Origin of the sequence: Lujinxingia vulgaris, from assembly GCF_007997015.1 — a bacterium.
Lineage (GTDB): Bacteria > Myxococcota_A > Bradymonadia > Bradymonadales > Bradymonadaceae > Lujinxingia > Lujinxingia vulgaris.
In genome coordinates this window covers 552812-567819 of record NZ_VOSM01000002.1, presented here as the reverse complement: position 1 = coordinate 567819, position 15008 = coordinate 552812, and the positions used below count along the sequence as shown (strand labels likewise).

Genomic DNA, 15008 nt, shown 5'->3' with positions numbered 1-15008 from the left:
CCTCACAGCCCCATTTATCAATGGCAGCCGCGATCCTCAGGCCCGCACGTAAAGCGGATATGCACGTGGTTGAGGTGTCCGCGCGAGTGCCGGATGATGCCCGCACGCACGTTCGCGCCGCGGGGGTACTGCAGGATCGGCTCCAGATCTTCGGGCGTGTAGCCAATCGAGATGGCGTAGTCGTAGAGCGCCCGCTGCAGCTGATAGTCGATGAACATGAACTCCACCTGCCCGCTGTCGATCAGGGTCTTGTAGAGGTGCCAGTTCTTGACCGCATCAAAGGTCTCCACGCTCATGTCGCGAAAATCGGGCAGCTCCACGTTACCACGGTGGTAGTAAGTCAGGTCTACATCACGACCGCTCTGGTGGGAGCGGTGCGGACGCAGCCGGCCACCGTTGCGCACGCTGAGGCTTCCCACGACCAGGTCCGGCGCATCGGGCCAGCGCGCCTGCACATCGGCGCCGGCGGCCTGCAGAAGTCGCACCACCCGCTGGGTACCGTAGGATCGCGCCACATTGCGCACGCGCATCCCCGGGGTCGTCTGCATCGCCACGCCGTTGTAGAGCCGCCCGCCGTTGGCCGCGCCATAGCTCACCGACTTGCCGTCGGCCCCGGGGATATGCAGCCGCACCTGCGCGCCCAGCTGCAGGCGGCGCGGGTTAAGCCGGCGGTTCCAGCGCTGCACCTGGCGAATCGACACGCCGTAGCGGCGCGCGATGCCCTCAAAGGTGTCGCCGCGGCGAATCACATGAATCACCGGCAGAGGCTCAGAAGAGCCTTTGACCTCTTCGCTGCTCTTGACCACCAGGGTCGTCTCCGGCGGCACGTGCACGCTCTCCAGATCGTTCCACGTCAAAAGCTCATCGATGCCCACCTGATACTGCATCGCCACCGTGCCCAGCGTCTCGCCATCGGCGAGCTGGTGGTAGCGAACCTCCTCTTCAGAGGAGTTATCAGCGGCAAGGGCCGTGGAGCTGCTCAGGGCCATCAAAAGCCCGGTCATACATCCTGCCAAAAGGAGATTCTTGCGTCGTCGCACCATCGTCTCTGGCTCCTGGAAATCTGAGATACGTCGCTCACCGGGGAGCTGCGCAGAAGGCAAAACACCCTCCCGGTTATGCCAGCTCCACCTCAAAGTCAAGCCGGCGCACCGGGGCCCCCTGCGCGCTCACGCGGCCCCAAACATCGCCCCATCCCCTTATTTTTCGGATACTTACACCCACAAAACCTGCACACCGCAAAACCCGCTTCAAGCCTCGGCGACGCGCTCCTCAAAGACGCGGAAGCCGGCCTCAATGCGCGCTCTTAGCCAGGACTCCACCGCCTCATCCAGCGCTGTCTCGCTCGCAAAATAACGGTCGTGCACCTGCTCGGGCGCCGGGTCCACAAAGACGTGATGGCGCTTTCGCACCACCTCGCTGCGCGCCTGCTCGATGCGACGCACACGCAGGTGCGCACGCTCCACCACAAGGCGCACCCGGGCGCCACCGGCCTCGCGAAGCTCCCGCTCCTCCACCGCCCCGCGCGCGCGCCGCGTCACCCAGCGCTGCTCGTGCGCCCGCGGGTCGGTAGTGACAAAATCTTCAATCTGTCGCACCAGCTCCCGCTCCGGCACCACCTCCCGGGCCTCTCCACTCGCCGCATCCTCCTCGAACGCCACACTGGCCCCACCGACCTCCTCGCCAGCCCGCAACGCAGCGAGCTTCGAGAGCGACATCGCCGCCGCACGAGCGACCGCGCGGTGGTTTACCTCCACGTCGTGGTTGAAAATAATCGGATAGCTGACCTCCCCGGCCTCCACCACCAGCGCCTCAATCAGCTCTGCGCAGGTCGAGCTGCTGCCCCGAAAATCACCGCCCTCCCCGGTGACCACAAAGCGCTGGCGCGCCTCACTCCAGCCCCACACGGCCTGGCGATCCCCGCCATTTTCTGCGCTCAAACGCTCGCGCCACTCCCCGAGCAACGCCCCAAAACTCTCCGCCCAGGACCAGGCGCGAAGCCGCGCGGCAAAGCGCTGGTCACTTCCCTCGATCTTCGCCAGCTCCCCTTGAAGGCGCCCGGCGCTCGGATACTCCGCACAGAGCGCTTCAATGCGCGCGCTCAGCGCGGCGTTCTTGGCGTCGAGCTGCCCCAGCCAGCCTTCGAGATCGTCGAAGAAACGCCGCGGCACCTCCTCCCGCGGCGTCTTCTCCATCGTTTTACCTTCGACCAACAGACTCATCCTTCGGGCAGGTAGCGGCGGCGCAGGTGATCTTTGAAGTAACGCGCGTTCAAGGTCTCGCCAGTCGCCTCAGTGAGCAGCGCGTCGGTCGAGAGCAACGAGCCCTTCGCGTGAATCTTCTCACCCATCCAGCCCATAAGCCCGCCGAACTCGCCACGCTCAAGCTGCGCTTCCACATCGCCCAGCTCCCGGTCGGCCGCCGCAAAGAGCTGCGCCGCCGTCATCGCCCCCAGGGTGTAGGTCGGGAAATACCCGATGGTGCCGTCCATCCAGTGGATATCCTGCATGCAGCCGTCGCGGTCGTCCGGCGGCTCAATGCCCAAGAGCTCCTTCATGCCCTCGCGCCAGGCGCCCGGCAGATCGGCCACCTGCAAGTCGCCCGAGAGCATCGCCTTCTCCAGGCGGTAGCGCAGAATCACGTGCGCCGGATAGGTCACCTCGTCGGCGTCCACGCGAATCAGGCTGCGCTCCACCCGCGTCATCACGCGGTAGAGGTTCTCGACCTCCCAGGCATCGCCCGAGCCCGCAAACGCATCTTTGTAAATCGGCGCCACATAGGTCGCAAACGCCTTGCTGCGGCAGGCCTGCATCTCCACCAGCAAAGACTGGCTCTCGTGCACGCTCATCCCCCTCGCCGCGCCCACCGGCTGGTAGCGCCACTCGGCCGGAAGGCCGCGCTCGTAGAGCGCGTGCCCGGTCTCGTGCAGCACACCCATCATCCCCTTAATAAAGCCCTTGGGATCGTAATAGGTCGTCAGGCGCACATCATCGGGAACACCGCCGCAGAAGGGGTGGTGGCTCGTATCCAGGCGGCCATGCTCAAAATCAAAGCCCAGGGTCGCCATCAGCTCACGCGCGACCTTCTCCTGACGCGCCACCGAAAAATCACCGGTGGGCATCACCGCTTCGGGCTGCGCGGCCTGGTGCGCGAGCACCGCTTCCAGAAACTCCGGCAAGAAGCCCGCCAGATCATCAAAGATGGCGTCGATCTTCGCCGAAGACCCGCCCGGCTCATACTGGTCGAGGAGCGCATCATAAGGCGTCACGCCGAGCGCCTCGGCCTTAATACGCGCCGTCTCCCGCACAAGCTCCACCGTCTCGGCCAGGTGGGGGGCCAGGCGAGCGAAGTCATTGTCGGCGCGCGCGGAGCGCCAGACCATCTCGGTCTGCGCGCCCTTGCGGCTCAGCCGGCTCACCAGATCCGAGGGCACCGCCGTGGCGTGGGTGTACTGCCGACGCATCTCCTCGACGTTGGCCTTCTGCCAGGCGTCCAGCGACTCTCCACCCACCTGCTCAAAGAGCGCCGCGAGTTTGGGGTCGGTCTGCAGCTCATGATGAATCACCCGCAACGTGGCGATCTGCTCGCTGCGCGCCTCCGCCCCCCCGGCCGGCATCATCGTCGCCATATCCCAGTAGAGCACGCCCACGGCGTCGCCCAACCGACCGATCTTCCCAAAATGCTCTGCCAACTCTGCGTAAGCGCTCATCTTTTCGTCCTGATGTTGCGGGTTGCCCGGGGGGTCACCTGCGGCAGCGAGCCCGAAGCTCGACCGCCGACAAAGGCCATCTCGCGCAGAACCTACCCATGAGGCGGCGTTGCTTTCAAGTTTCAAGTCGCAATCGCGCTCATTTCGTAAAGCACACCCGCCACCCATGCGTGGGTTTAACCGCCGCACGACTGCTCGTCAGAAAAACCTTTTTGGCGCGACGACTTACCCCATCCCCGCCAACCTCTCACCACCTCCTTCCCCCTCCCACTCCAGGCAGAGACAAGATCCCTCCTTGACCGCAACACCCTCCCCCCACAGGGTGAACGCATAGCTATCTCAAGTCCTCGCGCCACATCGTCTCAAGGAGATCTATGCGTGTGTTTTATCGTTTATCCAAACCTCTATTCTTTATGTGGTGTGTGGCCCTTGTCGCCTGCTCCGAAGCCTCTTCGATCGATTCAGAAGACGCTGGTGATCAAGATGTCGAACTTCGTCCGCCGCGATGCACAGATATGGAGCAGATGGAGTTTCAAACCGATTACATGCTTCAATGGAGCCTATTAAAACACGCCGACAAAAGTCCCTACTGCGTTCGCGACGATGGATTTGGGGGTACATCGAGGCATTGTGGCTCATCTGAACCCATTGAAGAGTACTATTACCACTGCAAAGACCCGATCATCTCGACCTCTGACGGCACCCAACTGAATCGCCAAACCCCCTGCACCTGGTGGCCGCTTCTCGGCGAAGACGACGAAGGCAATTATTTTCATGACTTCGTGTGCGTTCCGCGCGACCGTCTGACTGAGATTGGCTGGCCGGCAGGGTCTGATTTTGACTTTTATGATGAGTGCCCCGATGAGAGTAACGATCCGGGGCCGCAGCCGCCGAGCGGGGGTTGAAAAACATACATGTCACCCAAATCACAATTCATCTTATGAGCTCTTACGTTTAAAAAACGCCACACCGCACCTCCCAGGTGCCGTGTGGCGTTTTTGCATCCGGCCGCATCTCTTACGCCCGACCTCTCCGAACGCCGCGCCCCTCCCCACTTCTCGATCGCCGCGCACTCCCCCACCTTCCGCCAGCCCCAACCTCCCACCTTGCCACTGCGCCTCGAATCTGCGATCGCTTCGGGCGTTCTCCTACATGCACCCCACCCTGAATTGCGAGGATTGCGATGCAAAAGCTGCGACTGGGACTGGAATGGTTCCTCAACCCCGACCACCTGCCCTTCCTCATTGGCCAGCGCAAAGGCTGGTTCAAGGACGCCGGCATTGAACTCGAGCTGATTGAGCCCGCCGAACACCTCGACGCCGTCGACGCGATCGCGCGCGGTGAGATGGAGGTGGCGATCACAGAGCCCCTGCACCTGGTGGAAGATAAGGCCAAAGGCGATGCGGTGGTGGGCTTTGCCCGCTTTCTGCACACCAACGGCGGCGTGATGTTCTTGAGAAACTCGGGCATCGAGCGCCCCCGCGACATGGTCGGCAAACGCATCCAGTACCCGGGCGCGCCGGGCCCGGGCGGGCCGGCGATCGTGGGCACGATGGTGCGCGCCGACGGCGGCAGCTGCACAGCCGACGACTTTGAGCGCGTGAACAACAGCTTTTACCACACTGATGCCCTGCTCGAAGATAAGGCCGATGTGGCCACGCTGGCGTTCTATAATTTTGAGGTCGTGGAGGCGCGTCACCGCGGCGTCGACGCCGACTTCTTCGCGCTCAAAGACTGGGGCGTGCCGGACTTCTGCCAGCTCATTCTGATCACGAGCCCGGCGCTGCTTGAGGAAAAACGCGAGGTCTTCGATGCGCTGCTCAAGATGATGGGACGCGGCATCGACTTCATTCACCAGCACCCGAAAGAAGCGCGCGCGATCTACAATGAGGCCACCGAGAACTCGCTGGATACCGAGCTCGGACAGGCGATTTTTGACGCCACGGTGCCCTGCTTCACCTTCGATTTTTCGATGAGTGAGGATTACTACGGCCAGCTTGAGGCCTGGATGGCCGAGAACGCACTGATCAAGAGCCGCCCGGGCAAGTCCAACTACTGGACCAACGCGCTGGTGCTGCGCTGAGGCGCGGGTTCCGCAGAACGAAGACCGCTCGAAGCCCCCACGTCACGCGCTGGCGTGGGGGTCGCGGTACACGCGCTTGATCGCCCGCTCGTAGGTGTTGCCCGCCGCGGGTTCCTCGGCGAGGGCGCGCGCGATGGCGTCATCGAGGGAGACGAGATCATCGACGCCGGCCAGCTCCCAGAAGCGCGCGTCGCGGGCCAGGAGATCGGTCTTAAGGCCCTCGACCAGCTCCCGGGCCAGGTGCACGTTGGTGCCCGTCACAAGACGCAGCCAGTAGGTGGAGAGGTGGGGGGTGAGCAGCGGCACGTTGACCATCACCGGGTCGTTGCCCACCGCCTCGGCGGCGCGGCGCACGCACTCCTGAAAGGTCACCACCTCGGGGCCGGGGATATCAAAGCTGGCGCTGCCTTCCTGCTTAAGCGTCAGCGCTGCCACCAGCGCGCGCACCACATCATCAATGGCCACCGGTTCGGTGCGGTTGCGCAACCAGCGCGGGCAGAGCATCACGGGGAGGCGCACAGAGATATCGCGCAGGAGCTGCCAGCTGGCGCTTCCCGCGCCGATGATCATCGACGCCCGGAGCTCGATGGTGGAGACATCCCCACTCCTCAAAATCGCCCCCGTCACCAACCGGCTGCGCAGATGCCTCGAAGGCTCTCGCCGCGGCTTAACCCCGCCCAGGTAAACGATGCGCTGCACGCCGGCGCGTGTCGCGGCCTCCAGAAAATTCATGGCCGCAGAGGTCTCGCGCGCCTCATAGTCTTCGGCGTCGCTCATGCGATGGACCAGGTAATACGCCGCGTCGCAGCCTTCCATCGCGCGTCGCACCGACGCGTCGTCTTCCACATCGAGCCCCACCCAGGTCTTTTCGGGATGCGCGCGGCGCGCCTTCTCGGGGCTGCGTGTGGCGCAAACCACCTCGAAGCCCGCGTCGACAAGCGCCGGGTAAAGCGCGCTGCCGACAAAGCCGGTTGCGCCGGTCAATAAGACTCGCTGAATCGTGCTTTTGTCGCCCATCTCACATCCTCGCGCCGGTGCCGCGTTACTCTCATTGGTGTGGGGCAAGGATGCGCACCGCGCTTAAGGTTGCAAGGCCAGCTCCCCGGATGCCGGCGCCTCAATCGGCAGCGCGGATTGGCGGGTTCGCACCCGAGGTCGGGTGCGACGCCGGGGCCAGGACTCCCCATCATCGCGCAGGCGCCACTCCTGATAACGCGCCGCTTCTTCGCCCGGCGCGTACACCTGCACCGCCACCAGACGCTCCGCCCCGTTGGTAAAACTCAGCTCGGCGCCGGCCGGCACGTACACCGCCATATGAGGCCCGATGATGTAGCTCTGGCCGGCGATCATCGCCACGGCGCTGCCCTCAAGCACATAGAGGTAGGTCTCGGCCGCCGCGGTGCCTGGCGAGGTCTGGGCGTTGGGGGCGAGCGTCCAGCGCCCCATGTAGGCCTCGTCGCCGCGGAGCAGGTTGGCCACGCGCACCTGACCATCATCGCCGACCCGCTGCTGCACGCGGTGAGCGTTGACCACCACGGGTTGTGCGCTCTCGGTCTGCGCCACCACCGCCGTCGTAAGACTTCCGACGCCTGCGGCGATGATCAGGGCCACCACCAACTTTGCTCCACGCATCCTCACTCCCATTCATCGAAGTTGACCCTGGCGAGCGGCGCACCTTCCGCCGCTCGCCAGGGCAGGTCCTCACTCAGCGGCCGGCGCCACCACCCGCACCCGCTCCGTCGCCGAGCGCCCAAACGTCTCCGGGTGGTACATCTCCTCGGCTTTGGCCGGCGGCGCCACAAACTCACCCGGAGTGGTCGCGCGCGCCACATAGTTGAAGGTGTGCACGCCCGGCCCCACCATCGAAGCAAACGCCTCCACGCGCTCATCGCGGGTGTTCTGGTGCTCGTACCAGCGCCAGCCCCACCACCAGGAGCCCGGCCAGGTGGTGCTTCCGCCGTTGAGCCCGGGCTCCACATCGCTCACGGCGAGCTCGGTGTTGATGGGCTCAAAGCCCGCCGGCAACCAGTCGGCGAGTGCCACGTGGTAACGTCTGGCCGGAAGCGTCATCGTCAAGGTGACGCGCACGCGCGCCCCGGCTTTGATCTCCCAGACCCCGTCCTCGGCGCGACGCACATCGCTCTCGTTATCGACCGCCTCATAGATGCGCTCCACCTCCATGCCCTCCGAGGTGGCTGGAAGATCGAGGTTTTTGGGCGCGTAACGCATGCCGAGTCGATAGTACATCCGGCCCTGACCATCGCGCTCAATGACCACCGGCTGCGTCGCATCGTCGAGCTCCTGCAGGTACGACATCGGCACTTCCGACGAGTAGCGCTCGCCAGTGCGGCCCGAGAAGTCGTGCTCTGCAAAATGCGCGTCGCCGATCCAGGCTCGCGCCACAAAGTTCGGGCTCACCGACCCGAAGGTGTCGAAGTAGCGGCGCATCGCCAGGATCACAAAGACGTTGTCCTGGGTCGTGCTCCAGCGCCCGCGCTTGCGGTGCGCCATCAGCCCGCGCATCACTTTTTCGGTGAGCGGGTTTTGCGCGTCGGTCTGCATCAGGCCGTCGAGCACCACGGCATCAGTGCGGCGGCCGGAGTGCAGCACGCGGTAGGCGCCGGCCTCATAGGCCTCCTGGAACTCGGCGGTGGCGGCGGTCTCCTGCACGTTGTTCTGAAGACGTTGCATAAAGCGCGCCTCCCACTGCGTGCCTTCGGCGATTGGCAAGAGCCAGCCCAGCGCCTCCAGAGGAAGCACCTCAATGCCGTAACGCGTCACCACGTCGTCGAGCGCACGATCGCCGGCCACACCCATCTTCTCAAGCACGTGCAGCGCGTAGGCATCCACCGTGGCGCGAGAGCGCGGGCTGTAGTCGGTGGTGTAGCGCTCCACCTGCGCGATGTAGGCGCGGGCACGCTGCAGCGCATAGGCGGGAACCTCCAGCCCCGCCTCATCGGCCATCCACAGCGCATGGGTGGCGTGCACACTCACAAAGGGCCAGGACTGACGACTTCCCTTCCAGAACCCAAACCCGCCGTCGCCACGCTGGGCCTGCACGATCTGGTCGACCCACTCCTGCTGCGACGCCTTCAGCGCATCCACCGAGGGCAGCCCCTCGGCCTCAAAGGCATCGAGCACATCGTAGAGCGCCAGAACCGACATCAGCCGGCTCGCCGTCTGCTCGGAGCAGGCATAGGGGTAAGTCGTCAGGTAAATGAACGCGTCCGTCAGCGCCTGCAGCTGCGTGGACGAAGCCGAAAACTCCAGGCCCCCGTACTGCGAGAACGCCTCTTCAGGGACCTGCACCAGCTCCTGGATCACATCTTCGTCAGAGAGCGAGCCGTAGGTTGCAAACGCTTCGGTTGTGGCCGGCGTGAGCACGGGCATTGTGATCAGCTCCGCGTCCGCAAAGCTCCCGCTGGCCGCAGCCATCTGCACCCTCACCTCACCGGCGGACGTCGCCTCGGCCTTCCAGCGCACTTCCACACGCTGGTTTGCGGGGACTTCGACCCGACGCCCGGGGCTCTCCAACCATTTCAGGCCGCCGACCGCGCGCAGCGCCAGATCCACGCTGCGCGCCTCATCGGTCTGGTTATGCAGCACGATCGGAAGCTCAAAGCGGTCACCCACATTGGCAAAACGCGGCGCCGAGGGACGCACCATCAGGGGAAGGCGAGCTACGACCTGCGATTCACCGTGACCAAAGCGACGGTCGCCCTCCACCACCACGGCCATCAGGCGGTAGCGGGTGAGGCTGTCGGGAAGCGTGTGCTCGACGCGCACGCGACCTTCGGCGTCAGTGACAAGATCGCCCTCGAAGAAGGCCAGCGCGTCGAAGACCTCGCGGACGGCGATGGGGGTGTTGGCCTGCGCGGGCGCGCCACCTCCTCCTCGCATCCCGGACGCCATGGGCGCTGCGGCGGACCGCATCATTCGTTTGGGTGCCATCTCCGCCGCGCCAATACCTCCAAAACCCTCCGCTTCGTCGCTGGCCAGGGCGTCCATCGCCTCCTCCCGCTCAAGAGCTTCATCAGCGCTCGGCGGCACGATCAACCAGCGGCGCGTGCGCATATCGTAAACCCCGGCAGGGAGCTCCGGGTAGAAGATGCTCAGCGGGTCACGCAGCGCGTAGTTCGAGAGCCCCAGCACGGCCTCATCCACCGCAAAGAGTGCCACATTCGCACCGCTCACAGCCTTGCCCTGATGATCGGTAATCACAACATCCACACCGAGCTCTGAGCCAGGATCCACCTGATCTTCTGCGGGCTCGATCGCCACGTTAAGGCGACGCTCCACCGGCTCCACCTTCAGCTGAAGTTCGCCGCGTGCGAAGGCATCCGGCGAGGCCGCATCGTCCACGCCGAGACTCTGCACGGTGAGCGTGAGTGCGGGGGTCATCGCGTCCTCAATCGGGATCTCGACCACGGGGTTCTCCGCGCTCAAGCGAACCTGCCGCGTCTCATAGCGCCCCTGGCGTCGCAGCTCCACGGTGGCGTCCATCGGATAGAAAGGTCCGTTGACCATCACCTTTGCCACCTCGCCAGGGCTGTAGGTCTCCTGGTCGGGAATGAGCACGAGCTGCTTCTCTTCGACAAGATCCGCGCCGCGGGTGTCCTGACCGGCCGCCCACACGCCAAGATGACTCACCGAGCTCCGGCCGGCCTCATCCTCCACCGTCGCGACCGCACGGTACGAGTCGGCCGAGAGGTCTTTGAACACACAGCGCCCCTCACCATCTGGCGTACACCGCGCGAACTCTTCGGCGTCTTCGACCGTGAAGCTCCAGGGGGTGCGCGCCAGGTAGAGCACAACCTCGACGCTGGCCCCTTCAACCTCAGCGCCATCCACGTCGACCACACGCGTGAGCACCTCCCAGGCCTCACCGCGCTGCACGAAGGTCTGCTCACTCTTGAGCCCCACGTAGGCCGCCGCCGGGTGCACCAGCGCGCTGGCGCTGGCCTCCCAGCTCTGGCGGTTGACGTCCATCACCGACATCGTGGCCTGCACGCGGCGAGGAAGGCCGTCATCGGGAGCCTCCCAGCTGAGGTCGAGCGCCGAGATGCCCCGGGCGTCCGTCACGCTCTGGTGGCCGCCGCGCAACGCCTCGGGCACGACCTGCGGCTCCGACGGAGGCTGCCAGCCCCAATGCCCCCAGTAGGGCCGCCACGCGCCAAAGGTCCACCCCTCATTGTCTGGCGGGGTGTAGCCGGCCGCGCTCTCCGCAAAACGCCAGGTCACCGGCGCTCCGGCAAGGCCGCCACCGGCATAATAGGCCGCCTCGACTTCGAAACGGCTCTCTTCGCCGGCGCGATGCGGCTCGCCAATCGCGCGTGCGCTCACCTCATACTCCGGCCGACGAAACTCCTGAATCTGGAAACTGTGTGCGGTGGTCGTCCCGGCCGCCTCGCCATCCACGGAGAGTTGCACATGTGCCCAGCCCAGGTTGACGTTGTCGGCGAGCTCCACGTCGAACTCAAAGCCGCCGAACGCGTCGAGATCGACAGTGCCGCTGGTGATCTCATTGCCCCGCGACTCCCGCACCCGATAGGTCACCCGCTGCGCACCACCAAGCGACGTGAGCGTCCCTCGCGGCCCCGGCTCACGGGCGCGTACCCAACCTTTGAGGGTGACGGTTTCGCCGGGTTTGTACATGCCTCGGTCGTCGATCACATACCACACCGCCTGGTCGCGCTCCGGCCGTTCGAGACGGTTCCATTCGCGCTCCGACCACCAGCCCGTCTGCGCGTTGGGCGGCATCATCACCACATCACCACCGCCCTGGCGCACCTCCAGAACCGCCGCATCCGTGGGGACATCCACCGAAAAGTGCCCGTGGTCATTCACGCGGGCAACCTCCTGGCCATCCACCACAACCTGTACGCCCTTCGTCGGCTGACCGCTGCTCAGGAGGGTCACCCGCCCCTCCAACGTACGCTGATCGCTGGTCAGATCGAGCCCCAGATCCGTGACCTGCACCCAGTACGACCAACTCGGCCCCTCGTGCCGCCGGCGATGGTTCGGCCAGGGCGTCGGCTCGTCGAGCACCACCATCACCTGACCGGTCCCCGCGCTGTTGAGCGCCTTGCTCAACACCACCTCGACCTCATGGCGCGCGTCGACCTCCTCGCCGCGAAAGCGGAACATCTGCGTGTCTACGAGCTCGCCAATTCGCGCCGGCCCCGAGCTCGAGTGCAAGAACGCCGGAAAGTGCGCCGGCTCCGAGCGCGAGTGCAAGAACGCCGGATAGTGCGCCGCCTCCACCTTAAAGACCCGCGCCCGCAACGAGCGAAGGCCACCGAGCATCACCGGCAGGCTCGCTGCGGGATTTTTGGGCAACACGAGCATGTCCGACGGAGGCCCGGCCACAAAGGCCGGGTAGGCCCCTATCTCCACCTGCCCACTGCGGTCCCCTTTCAGTGGCTGTCCGAAGGCATCCACAAGGCCGGCGCGAACCTCAAAGGCGTAGGTCGTCTTCGGCAGAAAGTCGCCGTTGAGCCAGAGGTGGTCACTCCCCCCGCTGATCTGAAGGTTGGGCACCTCCGGAGTCACCTTCACCAGGTCTTCAAACTCGGTGTCGGAAGCGATGGGGTTGGTCAGCTTCACATTGAGCTGACGTCCAGGCGGACAGGGCTCGGAGACGTAGCATCCGATGCTTTCGACCTGAAACGCCCCGCGCACCCGAAAGTTCGCCTCACGGCCCTCCTGCCCCAGAAGCGGCCCCTCTTTGCTCTCGATCGGCGCGGCCACCGTCACCTGCACCGTCGCGTCGTCGGGGTAGTTCTCGGTGGGCACAAGCGTGAGCACGCGCCCCTCGTCAGCCGCCCCCTTCACGCTATCGGTTTTTTGTAGTTTGGTAGCCTCCTCCCCGCTGACATGACGCATCGCGATGGTCTTACGACCCGCCAACACCGTGATCTTCGAGGCCATCGTGTCGGGAACCGGCTGGCTAAACACCACGTGCACCGGCGCATCGGCCGCCTGCACCCCGTAGCTCGGATACACCGCGCTAACTTCGGCAGGCGGCGTCTCAAACCCGAATCGCACGGCTTTTTCCAACGTCGAACCATCGACCGAGGTCGCGCCGGCGGCCACCTCCACCTCATAGGCCGTGGCCCGCGGCCACGCCTCACTCACCTCGTACACAGCGGTGCGTGTACCCAGCCAGCGCCACCTCCCCTCCGGCTGCGGCTCGATCGTGATATCCGGCGCCTCAGCTTCGCCGACCTGCCCCACCGCGATCATCGGGCGGCTAAAGCCCACCGAGAGTTGAATCGGCCCCTCCACCGCCCCCTCGGGCCGAAACGCCAGCACTTCGAGCGCACCGGCCTCGGGCGCTTCGCTCACCACCTGCGTCAGATCCGGCGGCCACGCCTCGCTGACCTCTTTTCCAGGCACCGCCGGCGGCAGCGTGTCGCTGCGACGCCGAAACTCAACCTCATCGCCCTCTTTTGCCTCCAGCGGCTCCAGCCTCGCCAGCAAACTCGAAATCTCCTCCTCAGTGAGCTGCTCACCGCGCACCGCTTTCACCATCTCGTACCCCTCATCATCACCGAGTACGCCGCCCATCGACGGCGGCGCCTCGGTATCGCCGAGTTGCCCCTCGGCCAGCCCATCCACCGACGAGCGCTTGGAGCCGCACCCCACCATCAGCGCTGCCGCCATCATCACCGCTACCCATCTGCCCGCGCTCATCGCTCGCATCCTTTCCTCGTCATCCAGGTCGTTTAAACGTCAACCGGCGCACCGCGCCCTACCACCTTGTACGCAGCCGCCTTCATTTCGATCTATTTTAATCGGTCACCGCTTTTAGCCGCCGCGCCGAACACATGCCTAAACCCTTGAAAACATTACACTTAACGCCGCAAACTGAGGCTCAAAAAACCTCACTCGCCGCATCAAGATGACCCATCTCAGAGCCTCCACGCGCCCACCGAACACGCCGCACAGACCTCAAGGACGAGCCTGACCAGCAGACCTCATCCTCCCCCACCGCCGCGATCAATGCGCGTCGGGTGTCGCCGCCAGATAGAGACGCTCGGCGACCGTATCGCCCAGATCCAGCCCCCGCAACGTCGGCCGCCACAGGTGCGGCGAGCCTTCTGGCCGCTCCAGAAGCCCCAGGGTCGCCAGGCCGTTGATGGCTTCGCCAACCCGCACCTTATCCGCTTCCGAGAGCACGCCGGCGTAACGCTCAAAAAGCCCCGAAAGGTCGAGCCCCAGCCGACTTCGCGCCCCCAGAAAAAGATGCTCCGCAAAGGACTCCCGCGCGCTCAGCGCCTCCTCACTCTCGGGCGCCCCCGGGTCATTTTGCGACATGTAGCTCGCGTATTTTCGCGCGTTGGCGCGCCGCCACGAGCGCCCGTCTGCGGCCACCCGCAGGCTATGCGCCCCCACCCCCACGCCCACATAGGGCCTGCGTAGCCAGTAGCCGCTGTTGTGGCGGCTCTCCCCGCCCGGCACCGCAAAGTTGGAGACCTCGTAGCGCCACAGGCCCACCTCGGCGGTGCACTCGACCAGACGCTCCAGAAAGGCCGCGCTCGCATCTTCATCGGGGAGGTGCAGGCTGCCGCGCTTTCGCCGAATCCAGAACGCTGTGCCCGGCTCCACCGTCAGGTTGTACGCGCTCACGTGGTCGAGCCCCTGCTCCTCCACCAGCCTCTGCATGATGGCGAGGTCGGCCTCCCAGGCGGCCATCGTCTGATCGGGCACTCCAAACATCAGGTCGAGCGAGACGCGCTCCATCACCTCCAGCGCCCGCTCCACCCCCTCGATGGCCTGCGTCGCTGAGTGGTTGCGCCGCAGCGCCTTGAGCTGCGCATCCTGAAAGCTCTGACACCCCACGCTTAAGCGCTCCACCCCCAGCGCGCGCCAGGTCTCGAGGCTCGCCGCGCTGAGCTGGTTGGGGTTGGCCTCCAGGGTGACCTCCGCGCCCTTTTGCACGCTCACAACATCCCGCACCGCCTCAAAAAGCGCCCCCAGCGCCTCGCCAGAGAGCAGCGAGGGCGTTCCCCCGCCCACATAAAGGGTCACCGCCTCGTAACCCTCAAACTCCCCGGCCCGCGCATTAAGCTCGGCGGCCACCCGCGCCACATAGGCCTCGTGCGGGATCTCCCGCTGCACCGAGACCGCAAAGTCGCAGTAGGGGCAGAGCCGCTCGCAAAAAGGCACGTGCACGTACACGCCGATCTCCCCCGATCTCACATGCGTTGCGCT

General features: G+C 65.2%; 9 protein-coding genes. 2 read left to right on the top strand and 7 right to left on the bottom strand.

Annotation, left to right across the window (positions count from 1 at the left end; translation table 11 throughout):
* Positions 1–17 precede the first annotated feature (17 nt).
* The 3 genes from FRC98_RS05850 to FRC98_RS05840 all read right to left on the bottom strand — a co-directional run bounded on the left by FRC98_RS05850 (position 18) and on the right by FRC98_RS05840 (position 3709).
* Positions 18–1043 carry a penicillin-insensitive murein endopeptidase gene (locus FRC98_RS05850; RefSeq protein WP_146980351.1) on the bottom strand — a complete coding sequence of 342 codons (1026 nt, stop codon included), beginning with the start codon at positions 1041–1043 and terminating at the stop codon, positions 18–20.
* 207 nt (positions 1044–1250) lie between these two features.
* On the bottom strand, positions 1251–2213 hold the full coding sequence (locus FRC98_RS05845) for a hypothetical protein (RefSeq protein WP_146980350.1): 963 nt from the start codon (positions 2211–2213) through the stop codon (positions 1251–1253).
* Positions 2214–2218: 5 nt separating this feature from the next.
* Complete coding sequence (locus FRC98_RS05840; protein ID WP_146980349.1) at positions 2219–3709, bottom strand: carboxypeptidase M32; 1491 nt, start codon at positions 3707–3709, stop codon at positions 2219–2221.
* Positions 3710–4083: 374 nt separating this feature from the next.
* Between FRC98_RS05840 and FRC98_RS05835 the strand changes: the two genes are divergently transcribed.
* Together FRC98_RS05835 and FRC98_RS05830 are read left to right on the top strand one after the other, a co-directional pair.
* Positions 4084–4614, top strand: coding sequence for a hypothetical protein (locus tag FRC98_RS05835; protein WP_146980348.1), 531 nt, complete (start codon positions 4084–4086; stop codon positions 4612–4614).
* Positions 4615–4892: 278 nt separating this feature from the next.
* Positions 4893–5792, top strand: coding sequence for an ABC transporter substrate-binding protein (locus tag FRC98_RS05830; RefSeq protein WP_146980347.1), 900 nt, complete (start codon positions 4893–4895; stop codon positions 5790–5792).
* A 42-nt stretch (positions 5793–5834) separates the two neighbouring features.
* On the opposite strand, the gene FRC98_RS05825 is transcribed toward FRC98_RS05830, so the two are convergent.
* The 4 genes from FRC98_RS05825 to hemW form a co-directional block, all read right to left on the bottom strand.
* Positions 5835–6809, bottom strand: coding sequence for an NAD(P)H-binding protein (locus FRC98_RS05825; protein WP_146980346.1), 975 nt, complete (start codon positions 6807–6809; stop codon positions 5835–5837).
* A gap of 63 nt (positions 6810–6872) precedes the next feature.
* A complete protein-coding gene (locus tag FRC98_RS05820; RefSeq protein ID WP_146980345.1) occupies positions 6873–7424 on the bottom strand; it encodes a cupin domain-containing protein in 552 nt (183 codons plus the stop codon).
* Positions 7425–7493: 69 nt separating this feature from the next.
* Positions 7494–13487 carry an alpha-2-macroglobulin gene (locus FRC98_RS05815; protein ID WP_146980344.1) on the bottom strand — a complete coding sequence of 1998 codons (5994 nt, stop codon included), beginning with the start codon at positions 13485–13487 and terminating at the stop codon, positions 7494–7496.
* A gap of 306 nt (positions 13488–13793) precedes the next feature.
* Positions 13794–14975, bottom strand: a complete 1182-nt coding sequence (hemW, locus tag FRC98_RS05810; RefSeq protein ID WP_230467318.1) for a radical SAM family heme chaperone HemW — start codon at positions 14973–14975, stop codon at positions 13794–13796.
* Positions 14976–15008 lie beyond the last annotated feature (33 nt).

Bases quoted from the DNA above. Each gene is read 5' to 3' on its own strand.
- FRC98_RS05835 (WP_146980348.1), top strand. From the start codon at position 4,084: ATGCGTGTGTTTTATCGTTTATCCAAACCTCTATTCTTTATGTGGTGT.
- FRC98_RS05850 (WP_146980351.1), bottom strand. From the start codon at position 1,043: ATGGTGCGACGACGCAAGAATCTCCTTTTGGCAGGATGTATGACCGGG.
- FRC98_RS05820 (WP_146980345.1), bottom strand. From the start codon at position 7,424: ATGCGTGGAGCAAAGTTGGTGGTGGCCCTGATCATCGCCGCAGGCGTC.
- FRC98_RS05840 (WP_146980349.1), bottom strand. From the start codon at position 3,709: ATGAGCGCTTACGCAGAGTTGGCAGAGCATTTTGGGAAGATCGGTCGG.
- FRC98_RS05830 (WP_146980347.1), top strand. From the start codon at position 4,893: ATGCAAAAGCTGCGACTGGGACTGGAATGGTTCCTCAACCCCGACCAC.
- FRC98_RS05825 (WP_146980346.1), bottom strand. From the start codon at position 6,809: ATGGGCGACAAAAGCACGATTCAGCGAGTCTTATTGACCGGCGCAACC.
- FRC98_RS05815 (WP_146980344.1), bottom strand. From the start codon at position 13,487: ATGAGCGCGGGCAGATGGGTAGCGGTGATGATGGCGGCAGCGCTGATG.